At 61.4% G+C, this 18,282-nt stretch carries 17 protein-coding genes; 7 read left to right on the forward strand and 10 right to left on the reverse strand.

Annotation, left to right across the window (positions count from 1 at the left end; all coding sequences use genetic code 11):
- Nucleotides 1-54: 54 nt before the first annotated feature.
- The 5 genes from miaA to E4O98_RS14310 are packed head-to-tail and all read right to left on the reverse strand — an operon-like array spanning nt 55 to nt 5,699.
- Entirely contained in the window at nt 55-1,026 is a 972-nt protein-coding gene (gene miaA / locus E4O98_RS14290) for a tRNA (adenosine(37)-N6)-dimethylallyltransferase MiaA (RefSeq protein ID WP_248135561.1), read from the reverse strand.
- Nucleotides 1,026-2,927 (reverse strand): DNA mismatch repair endonuclease MutL, encoded by a 1,902-nt coding sequence (gene mutL, locus E4O98_RS14295; protein WP_164699556.1) that lies wholly within the window; start codon nt 2,925-2,927, stop codon nt 1,026-1,028. The genes miaA and mutL overlap by 1 nt, the downstream gene beginning before the upstream one ends.
- 14 nt (nt 2,928-2,941) lie before the next feature.
- Nucleotides 2,942-4,363: an N-acetylmuramoyl-L-alanine amidase gene (locus E4O98_RS14300; protein WP_248135563.1), complete on the reverse strand. Its 1,422-nt coding sequence runs from the start codon at nt 4,361-4,363 to the stop codon at nt 2,942-2,944.
- 17 nt (nt 4,364-4,380) lie between these two features.
- Nucleotides 4,381-4,851 (reverse strand): tRNA (adenosine(37)-N6)-threonylcarbamoyltransferase complex ATPase subunit type 1 TsaE, encoded by a 471-nt coding sequence (gene tsaE / locus E4O98_RS14305; protein WP_032878210.1) that lies wholly within the window; start codon nt 4,849-4,851, stop codon nt 4,381-4,383.
- On the reverse strand, nt 4,839-5,699 hold the full coding sequence (locus E4O98_RS14310) for an NAD(P)H-hydrate dehydratase (RefSeq protein ID WP_032878212.1): 861 nt from the start codon (nt 5,697-5,699) through the stop codon (nt 4,839-4,841). Before E4O98_RS14310 ends, tsaE begins: the two co-directional genes overlap by 13 nt.
- A gap of 63 nt (nt 5,700-5,762) precedes the next feature.
- On the opposite strand from E4O98_RS14310, the gene queG reads away from it, so the two are divergent.
- Nucleotides 5,763-6,827 carry a tRNA epoxyqueuosine(34) reductase QueG gene (queG, locus tag E4O98_RS14315; protein WP_005784221.1) on the forward strand — a complete coding sequence of 355 codons (1,065 nt, stop codon included), beginning with the start codon at nt 5,763-5,765 and terminating at the stop codon, nt 6,825-6,827.
- Here the strand turns inward: queG and E4O98_RS14320 are convergent.
- Both E4O98_RS14320 and orn read right to left on the reverse strand, forming a co-directional pair.
- Entirely contained in the window at nt 6,824-7,441 is a 618-nt protein-coding gene (locus E4O98_RS14320; RefSeq protein WP_172833454.1) for a trimeric intracellular cation channel family protein, read from the reverse strand. The two genes, queG and E4O98_RS14320, sit on opposite strands and share 4 nt — an antisense overlap.
- 207 nt (nt 7,442-7,648) lie before the next feature.
- Nucleotides 7,649-8,191, reverse strand: a complete 543-nt coding sequence (gene orn / locus E4O98_RS14325) for an oligoribonuclease (RefSeq protein ID WP_005784217.1) — start codon at nt 8,189-8,191, stop codon at nt 7,649-7,651.
- A 108-nt stretch (nt 8,192-8,299) separates the two neighbouring features.
- On the opposite strand from orn, the gene rsgA reads away from it, so the two are divergent.
- Both rsgA and E4O98_RS14335 read left to right on the forward strand, forming a co-directional pair.
- Entirely contained in the window at nt 8,300-9,331 is a 1,032-nt protein-coding gene (rsgA, locus tag E4O98_RS14330; protein WP_005784215.1) for a small ribosomal subunit biogenesis GTPase RsgA, read from the forward strand.
- 240 nt (nt 9,332-9,571) lie between these two features.
- Nucleotides 9,572-9,781 (forward strand): hypothetical protein, encoded by a 210-nt coding sequence (locus E4O98_RS14335; RefSeq protein ID WP_078820139.1) that lies wholly within the window; start codon nt 9,572-9,574, stop codon nt 9,779-9,781.
- Nucleotides 9,782-9,842: 61 nt separating this feature from the next.
- Here the strand turns inward: E4O98_RS14335 and motB are convergent, their stop codons facing one another.
- Together motB and motA are read right to left on the reverse strand one after the other, a co-directional pair.
- Complete coding sequence (motB, locus tag E4O98_RS14340; RefSeq protein ID WP_032878216.1) at nt 9,843-10,862, reverse strand: flagellar motor protein MotB; 1,020 nt, start codon at nt 10,860-10,862, stop codon at nt 9,843-9,845.
- 3 nt (nt 10,863-10,865) lie between these two features.
- Complete coding sequence (gene motA / locus E4O98_RS14345) at nt 10,866-11,717, reverse strand: flagellar motor stator protein MotA (protein ID WP_005784209.1); 852 nt, start codon at nt 11,715-11,717, stop codon at nt 10,866-10,868.
- 166 nt (nt 11,718-11,883) lie between these two features.
- Here motA and E4O98_RS14350 point away from each other — a divergent pair, with 166 nt between their 5' ends.
- Genes E4O98_RS14350 through asd form a run of 3 tightly spaced genes read left to right on the forward strand, consistent with a single transcriptional unit; the run spans nt 11,884 to nt 15,168 of the window.
- Nucleotides 11,884-13,419, forward strand: a complete 1,536-nt coding sequence (locus E4O98_RS14350; RefSeq protein WP_032878218.1) for an HDOD domain-containing protein — start codon at nt 11,884-11,886, stop codon at nt 13,417-13,419.
- A gap of 57 nt (nt 13,420-13,476) precedes the next feature.
- Entirely contained in the window at nt 13,477-14,292 is an 816-nt protein-coding gene (locus tag E4O98_RS14355) for a rhodanese-like domain-containing protein (protein WP_248135565.1), read from the forward strand.
- 15 nt (nt 14,293-14,307) lie between these two features.
- Nucleotides 14,308-15,168, forward strand: coding sequence for an archaetidylserine decarboxylase (gene asd / locus E4O98_RS14360; RefSeq protein WP_032878223.1), 861 nt, complete (start codon nt 14,308-14,310; stop codon nt 15,166-15,168).
- A gap of 141 nt (nt 15,169-15,309) precedes the next feature.
- On the opposite strand, the gene serB is transcribed toward asd, so the two are convergent.
- On the reverse strand, nt 15,310-16,524 hold the full coding sequence (serB, locus tag E4O98_RS14365) for a phosphoserine phosphatase SerB (protein ID WP_057702577.1): 1,215 nt from the start codon (nt 16,522-16,524) through the stop codon (nt 15,310-15,312).
- A 133-nt stretch (nt 16,525-16,657) separates the two neighbouring features.
- Here serB and E4O98_RS14370 point away from each other — a divergent pair, with 133 nt between their 5' ends.
- On the forward strand, nt 16,658-18,193 hold the full coding sequence (locus tag E4O98_RS14370) for a histidine kinase (protein ID WP_248135574.1): 1,536 nt from the start codon (nt 16,658-16,660) through the stop codon (nt 18,191-18,193).
- Nucleotides 18,194-18,282: the final 89 nt, after the last annotated feature.

Genomic DNA, 18,282 nt, shown 5'->3' on the forward strand with positions numbered 1-18,282 from the left:
AATAGATAGCTTATGGCCGTCACACCCCCAAGGATAGACGGCAATTGCAAGGACTCAGCTCAATATGGAGACCGTTCCCAAGTATTTCAAGGCGCGTGACAGATTGTCGCTGTCCAGGCTGTCCAACCAGTGCAAATCGCTCCAGCTGCGCAGCCAGGTGAACTGGCGCTTCGCCAATTGGCGCGTGGCGATGATGCCGCGCTCCTGCATTTCGGCTGACGTCAGCTTGCCATCCAGATGATCCCAGACTTGGCGGTAGCCTACAGCACGTATCGAAGGCAGCCCGGCATGCAGGTCACCTCTTGAACGCAGTGCTACGACCTCGTCCACAAACCCCTGTTCCAACATAATTGTGAATCTTTGTGCAATTCGTTCATGCAGCACCTGGCGATTTGCCGGAGCGATGACCAGATTCGCCACAGTATAGGGCAATTGTGACTGTCCAGATGCGCCTGCATCAGCACTTTGCGCACTTTGTTTCAGCCGATGTTCAGTCATGGTCTGGCCGCTGACACGCCAAACTTCCAGGGCACGGGTAAGGCGCTGGGGATCATTGGGGTGGATGCGCGCTGCGGACACGGGGTCCACCGCTGCCAACTGGTCGTGCAGGGCTTGCCAGCCAAGGCGTACAGCCTCTTCTTCGAGTTCGGCGCGCACCTGGGCATCGGCAGGCGGCATATCGGCCAGCCCCTCCTGCAATGCCTTGTAGTAGAGCATGGTGCCACCCACCAGCAGCGGGATATTACCGCGCGCGGTGATCTCGGCCATGGCCGCCAGGGCATCGGTGCGAAAATCCGCAGCCGAATAGCTCTGCGCCGGGTCGATGATGTCGATCAATTTATGCGGATATTGGGCCAATAGCGCTTTGGACGGCTTGGCCGTGCCGATATCCATGTCCCGGTAAACCAGGGCAGAGTCGACACTGATCAACTCGCAGGGCAGCACCTTGGTCAGCTCGAAAGCCAGGTCGGTCTTGCCGGCGGCCGTGGGGCCCATCAGGAAGATCGCGGGGGGCAAGGCGCTCATCAACGGCCGCGCAAGAACAGTTTGTCCAGATCGTCCAGGCCCATTTGGGTCCAGGTCGGTCGGCCATGGTTGCATTGGCCGCTGCGCTCGGTGTTTTCCATGTCACGCAGCAGGCCGTTCATTTCCGGCAGGGCCAGGCGGCGATTGGCGCGGATGGCGCCGTGGCAGGCCATGGTGCCGAGCAATTCGTTGATATGCGCCTGGATACGGTCACTGGTGCCGTATTCCATCAGGTCTGCCAGCACGTCGGCCACCAGGCGGTTGGCTTCGGCCTGCTTGAGCAGCGCGGGAATCTGACGGATCGCCAGGGTTTCCGGGCCCAGGCGTTGTAGCTCAAAACCCAGCTTCTGGAACACGCTGTGGTGTTCTTCGGCGCAATCGGCCTCGCGCTGGCTCACGGCCAGGGACTCCGGCACCAGCAGCGGCTGACCGCTGAGGCCTTCGCTGGCCATGGCGATCTTCAGGCGCTCGTACATGATCCGTTCGTGGGCGGCATGCATGTCCACCAGCACCAGGCCATGGGCGTTTTCCGCAAGGATGTAGATGCCCTTGAGCTGCGCCAGGGCATAGCCCAGCGGTGGGATATCACCGCCGCCTTCCGGCAACGAGGGAGCAGCACCCGGCTCGGCACCCGGCAGCGGCGCGAAAAACTCCCGGTAAGCCGCCTGGGCCTCGGCCACCGGCACCGTCGATTGCGGGCGCGGTGTGTATTGGTACTGGTAACCCGCACCGGCACCCGAGTTTGGCGCCGTGTAGGCTGGCTGCGACGGCGTCGATTGCAGCAGGTTGGCCGCCAGGCTCATTTCACCTTGCGGACCGAACTCACCGGCCTCAGGACCGCTCGGGCGCACCACCGCCGTGACAATCGGCGCTGACAGTTGATCATCCGGGCGCACATCGCCCAAGGCGCGGTGCAGCGTGCCATACAGGAAGTCATGCACCATGCGCCCGTCCCGGAAGCGTACTTCGTGCTTGGTCGGGTGCACGTTGACGTCGACCACCGACGGGTCGACCTCGAAGAACAGCACAAACGTGGGGTGCCGGCCGTTGAACAGCACGTCGCGATAAGCCTGGCGCACCGCGTGGGCTACCAGCTTGTCGCGAACCGCACGGCCATTCACAAAGAAGTACTGCAAGTCGGCCTGGCTACGGGAGAACGTCGGCAACCCCACCCAACCCCACAACCTCAGGCCATTGCGCTCGATTTCAATCGGCAGCGCCTGCTCCAGGAAACCGCTGCCGCACACGGCTGCCACACGTCGTGCGCGGGCGGCGTCGTCGTTGGCTTCGTGCAGACTGAGGATGGTCTTGCCGTTGTGGCGCAGGTGAAACGCCACATCGAAACGGGCCAGGGCCAGGCGCTTGATGACTTCTTGCAGGTGATCGAATTCGGTTTTCTCGGCCTTGAGGAATTTGCGCCGCGCCGGGGTGTTGAAGAACAGGTCGCGCACCTCCACCGAAGTGCCCACCGGGTGTGCAGCCGGCTGGACCCGAGGCGCCATGTCGCGGCCTTCGGTTTCCACTTGCCAGGCTTGCTCGGCGTCGCGGGTGCGGGAGGTCAGGGTCAGGCGCGCCACGGAACTGATGGAGGCCAGGGCTTCACCGCGAAAACCCAGGCTCATGACCCGCTCAAGGTCTTCCAGATCACGGATCTTGCTGGTGGCGTGACGGGCCAGAGCCAGCGGCAGATCATCGGAGGAGATGCCGCTGCCGTCATCACGTACCCGCAGCAACTTGACGCCGCCCTGCTCCACGTCGACATCGATGCGCCTGGCACCAGAGTCGATGCTGTTTTCCAGCAGCTCCTTGATCACCGACGCAGGGCGCTCGACGACCTCACCCGCAGCAATCTGGTTAGCCAGGCGCGGGCTGAGCAATTCGATGCGCGAGCCGCTGTTCAACAAGGATTCGCTCATTACTGTGCCGCCAATTCAGTGCCGGGAATGGTCAACACCTGGCCGATCTTCAACTCATCGGTTTTCAGGTTATTGGCGCTGCGCAGGGCCGCAGGCGTGACCTGGAAACGTACCGCCAGCATGGCAACGGTGTCGCCGGGCTGCACACGATGGTCACGCGGGCCCTGGGCGATTTTGCCGGAATCGCGTAGCCAGGCGATATAAGTGCCCGGTGGTGGGTTCTGCTGGAAGAACTGGCGCACGCCCGCACTGATGGAACGCGCCAGCGCTTGCTGGTGGCTGGCGCTGGCCAGCTTGGAGGCCTCGTTGGCGTTGGAGATAAACCCGGTTTCCACCAGGATCGACGGGATGTCCGGCGACTTCAACACCATGAACCCGGCTTGTTCCACCCGCTGTTTATGCAGCGACGTCACACGACCGATATTGCTCAGGACTTTCTGGCCAACGTTAAGGCTGGAGGTCAGCGAGGCGGTCATCGACAGGTCGAGCAGCACACCGGCGAGCATCTTGTCCTTGTCATCGAGGGACACGTTGCCGGCCCCGCCGATCAAGTCGGAGCGGTTTTCACTGTCGGCCAGCCAGCGGGCGGTCTCGGACGTGGCACCGCGATCCGACAGGGCAAATACCGAGGCACCAAATGCAGCAGTTGAAGGCGCGGCGTCGGCGTGAATGGACACGAACAGGTCAGCGCCCTTCTTGCGCGCAATTTCGGTACGGCCACGCAACGGAATGAAGTAGTCACCGGTACGGGTCAGCTCGGCGCGGTAGCCTTTCATGCCGTTGACCTGGCGTTGCAGCTCGCGAGCGATGGCCAGTACCACGTCTTTCTCATGCTGGCCGCGTGAGCCGGAAGCCCCCGGATCTTCGCCACCGTGGCCGGCGTCGATCACCACGATAATGTCGCGCTTGCCTGCCGGCGCGGGCGGCGGCGGTGGCAATTTGACCTGGGGTTGCGACGGGTTGACCGGCACCGCAGGCACGGTAGCCACGCTTGGCGTCGGCGCAGGCGGTGGTGCCGCGTCGGCGGGGGTGTCGAACAGGTCGACCACCAGTCGGTTACCGTATTGGGCGTTGGGCGCCAGGGAGAAGCTCTTTGGCGTCACGGCCTTTTTCAGGTCGATGACCACGCGCAAGTCGGTCGGCGTACGCTGGGCCGAGCGCATGGCGGTAATCGGGGTATTGGCGGTAGACACCTTCAGCGGCGCGGCCAGGCTCGCACCGTTGATGTCGATCACCAGGCGATCAGGCGCCGTCAGGGTAAAGACGCTGTGCTGGACCGGGCCAGACAGGTCGAACACCAGTCGCGTGTTATCCGGCGCTCGCCACAGACGAACGCTCTTTACCTGTGAAGCAGCCAGAGCATTGACAGTCATTGCCGCAAGCAACACCCCCACGACAGCAACCAACGCGCGAAAGCGCATACCTAACCCCACCAATTTTATTTGAATTCCAATGCCAGAGCGGTGCACCACGCTTCAGCGCGCACGCTCTGGGGCAACAACTTCAGCTGACGTCCGTGCTCATGCGGCGTAATGGTAATGGTCATGTCTGGCTTTGGCAAAAAGCCTGTGCCTTTATCTGGCCATTCGATCAGGCACAGCGCATCTTCATCGAAGTAATCACGGATGCCCATGTACTCCAGTTCCTCTGGATCTACCAGGCGATAAAGATCGAAGTGGAAAGCACGCACGTCGCCGATCTCGTAGGGCTCGACCAACGTAAAGGTCGGGCTTTTTACCGCGCCGGTATGGCCCAGGCCGCGAATAATCCCCCGGGACAATGTGGTTTTGCCTGCGCCGAGATCGCCTTCGAGAAAGATCAACCCTGCCCCTTGCGTGACCTGCGAAAGACGCTGCCCCAACGCGACCATGGCCTCTTCATCTGCCAGGAAAAGAATTACTTCAGGCACGGCGACTGCTCCTCCAGCAATTGACGAATGGCAGGGATCAGGTCGCTGGCAGCCAGCCCCCGACCAAAACTGCCCTGGCGGTCGCCAGCGGTAGCGTGCAACCACACGGCCAGGCAGCTTGCCTCGTACGCGGGCATACCCTGAGCCAATAGCGCGCCGACCAGACCAGCCAAGACATCCCCAAGCCCCGCCGTCGCCATCGCCGGGTGGCCTTGATCACAACGGGCAAGCCGTCCATCCGGGCTGGCAATCAAACTGCCAGCACCCTTGAGGATAGCCACTGCATTGAATTTTTGGCTCAACGCGCGCGCCACATTAAGGCGATCGGCCTGAACCTCGGCTGTCGATAGCCCCAACAAACGCGCAGCTTCGCCCGGATGAGGAGTAATCACACAGTTGGCCGGCAGCTCGACGCTGCCAGTGGCCAGTTGATTGAGCGCGTCGGCGTCCCACACCTGCGGCTGGCGGGCATTGGCCGCGACCGACAACAGGCTTTTGCCCCAAGCGGCATCGCCCAGGCCTGGGCCAATGACGATCACCGAGATTTTTTCCAGCAGGCCCATCAACTGGTTGGCCGAGCTCACGCCGACAGCCATGACTTCCGGCAGCCGGGCCAGAGCGGCTGGCACATGTTCCGGTCGAGTTGCCAGCGAGACCATGCCGGCGCCACCGCGCAGGGCACTTTCGGTGCTCAGCAGCGCCGCACCGCCAAAGCCACGGTCACCACCGATGACCAGCAGGTGGCCGAACTGGCCCTTATGGGCGTCCGGAGAACGCGCAGCCAGTTGCGGCAAATGGCCGGGCAACAACAGCTGAACGTCGGTAATTGGGTGTTTTGTCTGAGGCATGCGTCTTCAAGCTCCGATGTCTGGCAGAATTATACGCATCTAACCTGTGGTTTCCCGTGTCTCATGCCTGCTATTACCTCCGATCTGCCCGCCCTCGCCCAATCGATCAAAGACTGGGGCCGCGAGCTGGGCTTTCAACAAGTCGGCATCAGTGGCCTGGACCTGGCTGAGCATGAACAGCACCTGCAACGCTGGCTCGACGCGGGCTACCACGGCGAGATGGACTACATGGGCGCCCACGGCAGCAAACGCTCCCATCCCGATGAACTGGTACCCGGCACCTTGCGCGTGGTGTCACTGCGCATGGACTACCTGCCCGGCGACACCCAGATGGCGCAACTGCTGGGCCAGCCGGAAAAAGCCTATATCTCGCGCTACGCCCTGGGCCGCGACTACCACAAGCTGATCCGCAAGCGCGTGCAGCAGCTGGCCGACCGCATCCAGGCGCAGATCGGGCCGTTCGGCTTTCGCGCCTTTGTCGACAGCGCGCCGGTCCTGGAAAAAGCCATCGCCGAACAAGCCGGATTGGGCTGGATCGGTAAAAACACCCTTGTGCTCAACCGCAAGGCCGGCAGTTATTTCTTCTTGAGCGAACTGTTTGTCGATTTACCGTTGCCGGTGGACCCACCCCACACTACCGAGCACTGCGGCCGTTGCACGGCGTGCCTGGACATCTGCCCCACCAACGCCTTCGTCGGTCCTTACGTGCTGGACGCCCGGCGCTGCATCTCCTACCTGACCATCGAACTCAAGAGCGCCATTCCCGAGGACCTGCGCCCACTGATCGGCAACCGCGTCTTTGGCTGCGATGACTGTCAGATCGTTTGTCCATGGAATCGTTTCGCTCGACCCACTGCCGAAAGCGATTTCAAGCCCAGGCACAACCTGGATAACGCCGAGTTAGCCGAACTATTTATGTGGGACGAGGATAAATTCCTCAGCAGCACCGAGGGCTCCCCCCTGCGCCGCGCCGGTTACGAGCGCTGGTTACGCAATCTGGCGGTGGGCCTGGGCAATGCGCCGTCAAGCATTCCGGTATTGGAAGCCTTGAAGGCGCGGCGGGACTACCCCTCAGAGCTGGTTCGCGAGCATGTGGAATGGGCGCTGAACCAGCACGCGGCCCGCTAGTGTACGTCGTCGTTGTAGACGAACTTGGGCATTTCCCAGTGAAAACGGATCGCCAGCAGGCGCAATAGAAAGCCGCTGAACAGCGTCAACAGAATCGCCTGTTCGCTCGGCAGTTCCAGATACAGGCACAGCAAGTAGAACCAGGCGGCCAGGAACGACACGCTGGCGTACAACTCGCGGCGGAAGATCAGCGGAATGTCGTTACAGAAGATATCCCGCAGGATGCCCCCGAATACGCCGGTGATGACCCCGCTGACGGACGCCACCAACATGCCGTGACCCATTTCCAGGGCGGTCATGCAGCCGATCAGGGTGAATGCCACCAACCCCAAGGCGTCCAGCGCCAAAAACAGTGAGCGCAGGCGGCGCATCAGCGGCGCGATAAAGATCGTCACCAGCGCCGCGACGGAGGTCAGCACCAGGTACTCCGGGTGCTTGACCCAGGTCAGCGGGTAGTGGCCGAGCAGCACATCGCGCACCGAACCACCGCCCAGGGCCGTCACGCAGGCGATGAGCACCACGCCAAACCAGTCCATGCCGCGCCGACCGGCGGACAAGGCGCCGGTCATGGCTTCGGCGGTGATGGCGATGAGGTAGAGCATCAACAGCATGATGGCGATCCTTGCAGGGAGGCCGGCAGTCTAATCATTTGCTGATGGCACCAAAAGGGGGCAAACGCTCTCCAACACTTGGATTTGCAAACCCATTCAAGTGTGGGAGGGGGCTTGCTCCCGATGAGGGAGTGTCAGTCAATGCATCTGGGGCTGACACAACGCCATCGGGAGCAAGCCCCCTCCCACATGTTCAGCAGTCGCCCGTTTTCAAGCCTTGATGAAATGCTTGCGGTAATGCTGCAACTCGGCGATCGACTCACGAATATCATCCAGCGCCAGGTGCGTGCTGCCTTTATGGAAGCTGTCTTTGACTTCCGGCGCCCAACGCGCAGCCAGCTCTTTAAGCGTCGATACGTCCAGGTTGCGATAGTGGAAGTAGCTCTCCAGCGCCTTCATATGCGTATAAAGGAAGCGACGGTCCTGGCAGATGCTGTTGCCGCAGATCGGCGACTTGCCCTTGGGCACCCATTTTTCCAGGAATGCGATGGTTTCGGCTTCGGCTTCGGCCATGCTGATGCGGCTGTCGCGCACACGCTGGGTCAGCCCGGAGTTACCGTGGGTGCGGGTGTTCCACTCGTCCATGGTGGCGAGCACGGCGTCGCTGTGGTGGATGGCGATCACCGGACCTTCGGCCAAGGTGTTGAGGTTGCTGTCGGTGACAATCGTCGCCATCTCGATGATGACGTCGCTGTCGGGGTTCAGACCGGTCATTTCCAGATCGATCCAAATCAGGTTCTGTGGGTTTTGCATGGCTTGATTCTCTTGGCACCTTGGCGTAGCTGCGCAGTTTAGCAGGCGGGGCCGTGCTAGACTCGCGACCGTTTTACCCAACTTTTGCATTATCGACACGGAACACCAATGGCCAAACGCCAGCTCAACCGTCGCCAAAACTGGCGCATCGAAAAGATTCAAGGTGAACGCGCAGCGCGTGCCGCCAAACGTGAATCCTCCGCCGTGGAAGCGCTCGAGGGCGGCGACTTGGGCCCCGAACAAACGGGCCTGGTGATCGCGCACTTTGGTGTGCAAGTCGAAGTCGAGGCGCTGGAAGGCGAACTCGCAGGCTCGGTGTCCCGTTGCCACCTGCGCGCCAACCTGCCTGCGCTGGTGACCGGCGACAAAGTCGTGTGGCGCGCCGGCAACCAGGGCATCGGCGTGATCGTCGCCCAGTTGCCGCGTAGCACCGAACTGCGTCGCCCCGACAGCCGTGGCCAGCTCAAGCCGGTGGCAGCCAACGTCGACATGATTGTGATCGTGTTCGCACCGTTGCCCGAGCCCCATGCCAACCTGATCGACCGCTACCTGGTCGCGGCCGAACACGCCGGCATCCGCCCGCTGTTGCTGTTGAACAAATTCGACCTGATCGACGAGCAAAACGCCCCGGCGCTCAATGCGTTGCTGGCGGTCTATCGCACCCTGGGCTACCCGGTGCTGGAAGTGTCGGCCCATCACGGCAACGGCATGGAACAGCTGCAACAGCAGCTGGACGGGCGCATCAGCGTGTTTGTCGGCCAGTCTGGCGTGGGCAAGTCATCGCTGGTCAACAGCCTGTTGCCGGAAGTCGATACCCGCGTGGGGCCGCTGTCGGAGCTTTCCGGCCAAGGCACCCACACCACCACCACTGCGAGGCTGTTCCACTTCCCCGGTGGCGGCGAGCTTATCGACTCCCCGGGTATTCGTGAATTCGGCTTGGGCCACGTCAGCCGCAGCGATGTGGAAGCGGGCTTTATCGAGTTCAACGACCTGATCGGCACCTGCCGCTTCCGCGACTGCAAACACGACCGCGAACCGGGCTGTGCATTGCTCAAGGCCCTGGAAGATGGCCGCGTGCAACAGCAGCGGATGAACAGCTATCGGTCGATTATTGCGAGCTTGCCTGAGAGCAGTTATTGACGGTCAATTTCTTGATACACATAAACCACGGCGCTGAACGCCCTAGCCCATTGATTTAACAGGAGCGGGAATCAAGAATCCGGATCAACTGGGTGGCTCATACACACAAGCCAGCTTGTATTCAGATTTCCTGATGCCCATAATTGCTCCGTCACCAGCGAAAGCTGGCAGGAGTCTGGATCCTTTTCGGGGTTGATCCAGCGGCGCAGAAGGGGCGAAGCAAGCTCCGCTGCGTGTCGAATGAAGCCGCCTTCGGGCGGCTTTGCTTTTTGTGGGGAATTAACATTGGCTCTCTACTATCACCCCAAACAAGGCGACGTGCTGCTGTGTGACTTCACACGAGGTTTTGTTGCACCGGAAATGCTGAAAATCCGCAAGGTTGTCCCACGCCTGTGCGCCGACGACATGCGAGGCGTAGTTAATGGTGTCAAAGCCTACCTGCCACTCTGACCGCCAATGAAAACGCCCCGAATGATTCGGGGCGTTTTGGTTTCTGCTGTAGAGAGATAAGTTACGAGGCCGGCGCAGGCACCGTAGGATCCTTCATCCCACCGTCATCAAACAGGTTCAGCTTCTGCCGCAACTCATGGGCCGGCAGTGGTTCCTGCTCAGGCGGCAGTGCGTTGGGGTCGGCCGGCACTTCGCCAGGGGCACCATCGCCCTGAGTCGGTACCGGTGGCGGTGGCTGGTCGCCTTCAATCGCACGCTGGGCCTTTTTGGTCAGCACCACGATATCGATACGGCGGTTGACCGGGTTGAACGGGTCTTTGGGATCAAATAACTGCGATGAGGCAAAGCCCACCACCCGTGCCACTTGTGGGTCCGGATAGCTGCCGGCCACCAGCGCACGGCGGGCGGCGTTGGCGCGGTTGGCCGAGAGTTCCCAGTTGCCGAAGTCGCCCTGGCCCGCGTAGGGCTTGGCGTCGGTATGGCCGCTGATGCTGATCTTGTTCGGTACCGCCTTGATGGTGTCGGCCATGGCCAGCAGGATGTCTTCAAAGTACGGCTTCAAGCGCGCACTGCCGGAATCGAACATCGGCCGGTTGGCGGCGTCCGTGATCTGGATGCGCAGCCCTTCGGGCGTGATCTCGAACGAAATCTGGTCCTTGAACTTCAGCAGTTGCGGGTTTTCCTCAACCTTGGTCTGCAACTCCTGCAGCAACAGTTCCAGGCGTTCCTGCTCGACCTGCTCGGCCATGGTTTCGACGGTATCGCGCTCAATCGGGATTTTTTCCTGGGGCGACTCAGTTTGCACTTCCGGGTTGATGGTGCGCTCTGGCGCCAGTTGCGGCGAACCGCCCAGATCGATGACAAATGGCGTACCGCTTTCCGAAAAGCCAATCGGGTCTTTGAAGTAACCGGCGATGGCGATCTTCTGTTCCGGTGTGGCGGTGGACATCAGCCACAGCACCAGGAAGAACGCCATCATCGCCGTGGCAAAGTCGGCAAACGCGATTTTCCAGGCACCACCATGGTGCCCCGCAGCGAAGCGCTTGACGCGCTTGATGATGATCGGCTGGTTGTTTTCCATGGCTTAGCGACCGCGAACCGCTTGTTCCAGCTCGGAGAAACTTGGGCGATGCTTGGGGTACAGCACCTTGCGCCCGAACTCCACGGCCAGCGATGGCGGCATCCCCGATGCTGATGCCACCAGGCACGCCTTGATCGCTTCGTAGAGGTTGACCTCTTCCTTGGCATCGTGGGCCAGGGAAGTAGCGAGCGGGCCGAAGAAGCCATAGGCCGCGAGAATACCGAAGAAGGTACCCACCAGCGCCGCACCCACGTGCATGCCGATGGCCGCTTGATCGCCCTCGCCCAAGGACGCCATGGTCACCACGATACCCAGCACCGCCGCGACAATGCCGAAACCGGGCATGCCATCGGCGATGCCGGTCACGGCATGGGAAGGATGCTCCAGCTCTTCCTTGAGGCTGAACAACTCCATGTCGAACAGGCCTTCCAGCTCGTGGGGAGCCATGTTGCCGGAGGACATGATGCGCAGGTAGTCACAGATATAAGCGGTCATGCGCTCATCTTTGAGCACGGCCGGGTACTTGGCGAAAATCGGGCTGGCGGCGGCGTCTTCGATGTCGCCTTCGATCGCCATCATGCCTTCGCGGCGGCTCTTGTTGAGGATCTCGTAGATCAGCCCCAGCACTTCCAGATAGAAGGTGTGGGAAAAACGCGAACTGAACATGCCCAGCGATTTCTTGATCACGTGCATGGTCATGTAGCCGGGGTTGGCCTGCAAGAATGCGCCAAACGCGGCGCCGCCGATGATCAGCACTTCGAAAGGTTGGATCAATGCGGCGATTTTACCGTGGGAGAGGACGTACCCTCCGAGCACACTTGCGATGACGACAATGATGCCGATAATTTTAGCCATAGGAGATGGGTACTTGCGCCGTCGGGTTCATGGACATAGTGGGTGCAGCAGAAAACTCTTGTTCTACTTATCGGCAAAACTGCGCCAGACTATAGCCCGTTAAGGCGAAAAGCCAATTCGGCCCGTTCCGGGTGTGTTGAACACAAGTGATGATCGCGCCCCAATCATGGCAATCGAAACGACAGTCCCAACGAACCGCCCCACCACCCTCGCCGCTTGGATCAAGCGCCTGGACGACGTGCTGCTGCCCGTTCCCCAGGCCAACCATGAGCGCGTGTGCAAAGCCATCCGCGACAGTCGCAGTTCATTGCGAGATATTGCCGAGCTGATGCAAAACAGCCCGGCGCTGGTGCTGAGCGTGATGCGCGAGGCCAACAGCCAAGCCCATGGGAGCCTGGCCGAGCCCGCCGAAAACCTCGAAGTAGCGCTTAACCGTCTCGGCCTCAAACGTGCCGAGGAGTTGCTGGCACGCCTACCTTCGGTGCCGGCTGGAGAAATCCCAGCCGCATTGCGCCAACTGCTGCTGGTCAGCCAGCACGCGTCCCAGCAAGCCAACGGCTTGTTCGGCAGTCGCCTGGCGCGGCTATGGCAGGACATCCACTGGGGCAGCCTGCTGTTTCTGTCGCCACTGTGGCCGATGGCCGTCGCCTACCCCAAGCTTTTGGAGGAATGGGAGCTGCGGGTGATTCACAAGGGCCAGTCGGCGCGCCAGGTCGAGCAGGAACTGTTCGGTGTGCGCTTGCTGGACCTGTGCCTGGGCCTGACCGAAGCCTGGCACCTGCCGATCTGGGTTTCGCAGGGCTACAAGCTGCTGCTGGCCGAGCAACGCCTGCTGGTCAAGGCGCTGCACATTGCCCGCGAAGACGACGCCTTGCGCCACCAGCAATTGCTCGACGCCGACCCCAACCTGCGCCGCTGGCTGAACCAGCCAGCCAATACCGTGTTGCTGGCCAACGGCCTGGCGATGTCCGCCCAGGAATCCTGGACCTGCCCGCACACCGAACGCTGGCAATACCTCACCGCGCTATACCTGCAAGTGCCCTTGAGTGATGTGCAACAACAGGCGCACCAGCAGGCAGTCACGAGCGCCCGCACCACCTTGATGCCCGACCTCTGGCACCCGGCGCTGTCGCTGATCTGGCCGTGGCATGTGCAAAAAGTCCATCGCGGCTTGTTGCCCGCGCCGCCGCCCACGGCTGAAGCCCTGGCCGTATGGCGCACTCATTGCACCGAGTTGCTGGTCGAGCCGAGCCGCTTTGCCAACGCCATGCACCTGACCACCTGCGCCAAGCACGCCTTGGTTGCCAGTGGCATGCAGCGGGTGTTGTTGTTCATGGCCGATCGCGCCCTGAGCACCCTGCGCGTGCATCAGGCCGACGGTTTGCCCAGGGACGCCGCGCACCTGAGCCTGGATGTGGTCAACAGCACATTGCTGCAACGCCTTCTGGAAAAGTCCGCTCAGGTGCGTCTGACCCCCGACAACCATGCGCAGTTTTCCGCCCTGCTGCCGCCTATCCTGCGTCGCCTGTTTACGGGCGAGCACTTGCTGCTGCGTTCGCTGAGCTGCAATGGCCGCGTGGTGATGCTGGTAGTGGCGGACCAAGGCGGCGGACCATTCTCGGAAACCACCGTGCAGGCGTTCGGCAAAACCGCCCAATGCATCGAAAAAGCCCTGCACAGCTTTACCAACCGCAGCGCCTGATGCTTGCGCTACAATCAGCGGCCTTTATCACCAACATTTGTGCCCAGGAGACCTCACATGCCTGACTTCTCTGGCTTGCCGCTGGTGATCGAATCCAGTGACCTGCTCGCTCAACTGGATGCCGAGCACTTGATTCTGGTGGACCTCACCAGTGCCGCCCGCTACGCCGAAGGGCATATCCCCGGCGCGCATTTTGTTGACCCCAAGCGCACCCAACTGGGCCAGCCACCGGCACCCGGCTTGCTGCCGAGCAAGGCCGACCTGGAAAAACTGTTCGGCGAACTGGGCCACACCCCGGACGCGACCTACGTGGTCTATGACGACGAAGGCGGCGGCTGGGCCGGACGCTTTATCTGGATGCTCGACGTGATCGGTCACCAGAAATATCACTACCTCGACGGCGGCCTGCTGGCATGGCTGGAGGAAAAGTACCCACTCTCCATCGAAGTGCCCGCGCCGGCAGGCGGCCCCGTCAGCCTCACGTTGCACGATGGCCCCACGGCTACCCGTGAGTACCTGCAAAGCCGTCTCGGCGCGGCCGACCTGGGCATCTGGGATGCCCGCGGCCCGCTGGAATATTCCGGCGAAAAAGTGCTCGCCGCCAAGGGGGGCCATATTCCCGGCGCGGTGAATTTCGAATGGACCGCCGGCATGGACAAGGCGCGCAACCTGCGCATCCGTCGCGACATGCCACAGGTCCTCGAAGAGCTCGGGCTGACCCGCGATAAAGAAATCATTACCCACTGCCAGACTCACCACCGCTCTGGCTTCACCTACCTGGTGGCCAAGGCGCTCGGTTATCCACGAGTCAAAGGCTATGCCGGTTCCTGGGGCGAATGGGGCAACCACCCCGACACCCCCGTTGAGATTTAAGGTTTAAGGACAGTTATGAAAAAGCAGTTGTTTATCCTCAGCCAGTACTTGCTGCCACACCACTTGCTCTCGCGCCTGGCCGGCTGCATTGCCGAGTGCCGCGTGCGCTGGTTCAAGAACGCCTTCACCGCCTGGTTCGCCAAGCGCTATCAAGTGGACATGTCCCAGGCCCTGGTTGAAGACCTGAGCGCCTATGAGCATTTCAACGCGTTCTTCACCCGCGCCTTGAAAGACGGCGCCCGCCCGCTCGACCAGACTCCCGGTGCCGTGCTGAGCCCGGCCGATGGCGCCGTCAGCCAGCTAGGCCCTATCGAACATGGCCGTGTGTTCCAGGCCAAGGGCCACAGCTTCAGCGTGCTGGAATTGCTCGGTGGCGACGCGGCGCTGGCTGCACCGTTCATGGGAGGCGATTTTGCGACTATTTACCTGTCACCCAAAGACTACCACCGGGTGCACATGCCACTGGCCGGCACCTTGCGTGAGATGGTCTATGTGCCAGGTCGGATTTTCTCGGTCAACCAGACCACCGCCGAAAACGTACCGGAGCTGTTTGCGCGCAACGAGCGGGTTGTATGCCTGTTTGACACCGAGCGCGGCCCGATGGCCGTGGTGTTGGTGGGTGCGATGATCGTCGCGTCGATTGAGACGGTGTGGGCCGGGTTGGTAACGCCGCCCAAGCGCGAGCTGAAAACCTTCCGCTACGACGAAGCCGCACGTGCGCCGATTCATTTGGAAAAAGGTGCGGAGCTGGGCCGTTTCAAGCTGGGCTCGACCGCCATCGTGCTGTTCGGGCCGGATCAGGTGAAGTGGGCTGAAGAACTGGCAGCGGGTACGCCAGTGCAGATGGGCCAGGGTATCGCATTGCCGAAAGCCTGATATTGCTGGTGACATCCTATGTGGGAGCCGGGCTTGCCCGCGATAGCGGAGTGTCAGTCAACACATCATTGACTGAACTGCCGCTATCGCGGGCAAGCCCGGCTCCCACATTTTTGACTGTATTTCTACAGTGAGATCGGCTTATAACTGACCGTCGCGGTCGCGCAAGCCCAGCAGATACAACACGCCATCGAGCCCCAGCGTTGAAATCGCCTGTTTGGCCGACTGCTTGACCAACGGCTTGGCGCGAAACGCCACACCCAATCCTGCAATCGCCAGCATCGGCAAGTCATTGGCGCCGTCGCCGACCGCAATGGTCTGCTCCAGACGCAAGCCTTCCTTGTGCGCCAATTCCTTGAGCAGGTCGGCCTTGCGCTGCGCATCGACAATCGGCTCGACGGCCACGCCGGTCACTTTGCCGTCCACCACTTCCAGCTCGTTGGCGAACACGTAGTCAATGCCCAACTTCGCCTGCAACTGCTTGGCGAAGTAGGTGAAGCCGCCCGACAGGATGGCGGTCTTGTAGCCCAGGCGCTTGAGTTCGGCGAACAGGGTTTCGGCGCCTTCCGTCAGGCGCAGGGATGCGCCGATGGAGTCCAGCACGCTCACGTCCAGGCCCTTGAGCAACGCCAGGCGCTCCTTGAAGCTGGCACGGAAATCCAGCTCACCGGCCATCGCCCGCTCGGTAATCTCGCTGACTTGCTCGCCGACTCCCGCTGCCTTGGCCAGTTCGTCGATGACTTCGGCTTCGATCAGGGTGGAGTCCATGTCGAACACCGCCAAACGACGGTTGCGACGGAACAGCGAATCTTCCTGGAAGGCAATATCGACATTCAACTCCTGGGCCACGCTCAGGAATTCGGCCCGCAGCGCTTGCGCGTCAGCCGGTTCACCGCGTACAGAAAACTCGATGCAGCCCTTGCCTTTGTCGGCCGGGGTGTCCAAGGGCATACGACCCGACAGACGGTCGATATGGTCGATATTCAACCCGTAGTGGGCCGTGATCGAGCTGACACGCTGCAATTGTTCAGCCGTTACCTTGCGAGTAAGCAGCGTCACGATATGGCGTTTTTTGCCCTGGCCTTCTACCCAGTGTTGGTAATCGGCTTCGGACACGGGGGTGAAACGCACCTGTTGATCCAGCTTATAGGCCGTAAACAGGATGTCCTTGAGTACCGACGAAGCCTGTTCGGTGCTGGGGATCTCCACCAGAATGCCGAACGACAGGGTGTCGTGGATCACCGCCTGACCGATGTCGAGGATGTTCACACCACCCTGGGCCAGGACGCCGGTAATGGCCGCGGTGAGACCCGGTCGGTCTTCACCCGTGATGTTGATCAGGACAATTTCGCGCAAAGCGCACCCCCAGGCTGGAAAAAAACCGCATTCTACCCACTTTCAGTGACCATCGGGCACAGCCAGTGCTTTGCCGGTCATGGGCCTGTCGCTATACTGCGCGTCAACTTCACGGACCAAGAGCCGAGCGCAAGTGAACCGGCCCACGCCAGTAAAAACCGATAACTTCTTCCTGCTGATCTTCCGGGCACTGCGCCACCGCCGTGTACCGATCGCATTACGCATCGCCAGCCATAACGTGATCCTGGTCGCCTTGGCCCTGGTAATCTACGCCTGCGTGATGGGTTTGCAGTTCAAGCAGGCCATGCATGAGCAAGCCGACGCCCTGGGTGCGAGCCTGACGACCCAGACGGCCACCTCGGCGACTGAGTTGCTGGTGTCCAACGACATCCTCAGCCTCAACGTGCTGCTTAACAACCTGACCAAGAACCCGCTGGTGGCCCACGCCGCTATTTATAGCGTGGACAACCGGATCATGGCCGAAGCCGGGCAGCGCCCGAAGAACGGCTTGCTGGGTGAAGCCGAGGGCCTCTACCAGAGCAATATCACCTTTCAGGATGTGAAAGCCGGCCAACTGCGTATCAGCCTCGATATGCAGCAGTTCCAGCAGCCGATGACCATCAGCCTGCAAAGCATGGGTATCTTGAGCGCGATCCTGCTGGCCCTGGCCCTGGCCTTGAGCCTGCGCCTGGGGAGGCATATCTCCACACCGCTGATGCAACTGCGTATCTGGCTGCGGGATATCGACGAACACACCCCGGCCACTGATCGCCAGGATGAAATCGGCGACCTCGCGCGCCAGCTCCATACCAGCTTCGCTCCGGAGCCGAAAGCGCCTGAAGTCGAACCGGACCCCGAATACGACGATACCGACGACTACAGCGATGAGCCTGAGTTTGAAGTACGTGACCTGCGCGACCCGGGCTTTGACGAAAGCGCTCCGGTGGCCGGCCTCAAGCCTGCACCGCGCCATGTGGTCAAGGCCGAGGAAGACGAACTCGACGAGGAAGACCCCTTCGCCGACCTGCGCGATACCTCGGCCGTGGCCCCGGCCGCTGCGACAAAACCCGTTGCGGTGGTCAGGAACACCGAGCCGCAGCACAGTGCAGTACTCGCCGTGCAACTGGGCTCCCAGGAGCAGCTGCGCCGCCTGCCTCGTGCCCGGCTGACCGAACTGCTCGAACGCTACCGCGACTGTCTCGACCAGGCCGCCTCGCTGTACCAGAGCGAGCTGCACACGTTGAACGATGGCAGCACCCTGATGCTGTTCCACAGCGAAGACAGCGGCGAAGACTACCTGACCAATGCAATTTGCTGCGGCGAATTGCTGCGCGCGCTGGGCCATGCCCTGCAGATCGAAGTGGCCGACAGCGGCATTACCCTGCAATTGCAGCTTGGCTTGACCGTGGGTGATGACCTGTTCGGCATGAGCCAGATCGACCTGCTGCTCACCGAAATCGCCCAGGATGCCCTGGCCCTGTCCCAACACAGCCGCAACCTGCTGCTGGTGGAACGCAAGATCAGTGAAGACACGCTGATCCGCCAACGCGCACGTATCCGTCCGATTGCCAGCCCTGAAGGGGCCAGTTGCGTAGAGCGGCTGATGGAACCGTACCCCTCGATGCTCGAACGCCAGCTGGCGCGGATGCATGAGAGCCGCAAGCCCTGAAATACCTACTGTGGAGTGGGTCCCGCTCCCACAGTTGATCTTCAACATGACTCAAATCCTGCGCAAACAAAAAGGCCCGCTTATTCAGC

The organism is Pseudomonas sp. W2Jun17 (assembly GCF_023127795.1).
Classification (GTDB): domain Bacteria; phylum Pseudomonadota; class Gammaproteobacteria; order Pseudomonadales; family Pseudomonadaceae; genus Aquipseudomonas; species Aquipseudomonas synxantha_A.

Excerpts from the sequence above, each read along its gene's own strand:
- miaA (WP_248135561.1), bottom strand. The coding sequence starts at position 1,026 with ATGAGCGCCTTGCCCCCCGCGATCTTCCTGATGGGCCCCACGGCCGCC.
- motB (WP_032878216.1), bottom strand. The coding sequence starts at position 10,862 with ATGGAAAACAACCAGCCGATCATCATCAAGCGCGTCAAGCGCTTCGCT.
- asd (WP_032878223.1), top strand. The coding sequence starts at position 14,308 with ATGAAAAAGCAGTTGTTTATCCTCAGCCAGTACTTGCTGCCACACCAC.
- rsgA (WP_005784215.1), top strand. The coding sequence starts at position 8,300 with ATGGCCAAACGCCAGCTCAACCGTCGCCAAAACTGGCGCATCGAAAAG.
- E4O98_RS14300 (WP_248135563.1), bottom strand. The coding sequence starts at position 4,363 with ATGCGCTTTCGCGCGTTGGTTGCTGTCGTGGGGGTGTTGCTTGCGGCA.
- motA (WP_005784209.1), bottom strand. The coding sequence starts at position 11,717 with ATGGCTAAAATTATCGGCATCATTGTCGTCATCGCAAGTGTGCTCGGA.
- E4O98_RS14350 (WP_032878218.1), top strand. The coding sequence starts at position 11,884 with ATGGCAATCGAAACGACAGTCCCAACGAACCGCCCCACCACCCTCGCC.
- queG (WP_005784221.1), top strand. The coding sequence starts at position 5,763 with ATGCCTGCTATTACCTCCGATCTGCCCGCCCTCGCCCAATCGATCAAA.
- orn (WP_005784217.1), bottom strand. The coding sequence starts at position 8,191 with ATGCAAAACCCACAGAACCTGATTTGGATCGATCTGGAAATGACCGGT.
- E4O98_RS14355 (WP_248135565.1), top strand. The coding sequence starts at position 13,477 with ATGCCTGACTTCTCTGGCTTGCCGCTGGTGATCGAATCCAGTGACCTG.
- E4O98_RS14335 (WP_078820139.1), top strand. The coding sequence starts at position 9,572 with ATGAAGCCGCCTTCGGGCGGCTTTGCTTTTTGTGGGGAATTAACATTG.
- E4O98_RS14310 (WP_032878212.1), bottom strand. The coding sequence starts at position 5,699 with ATGCCTCAGACAAAACACCCAATTACCGACGTTCAGCTGTTGTTGCCC.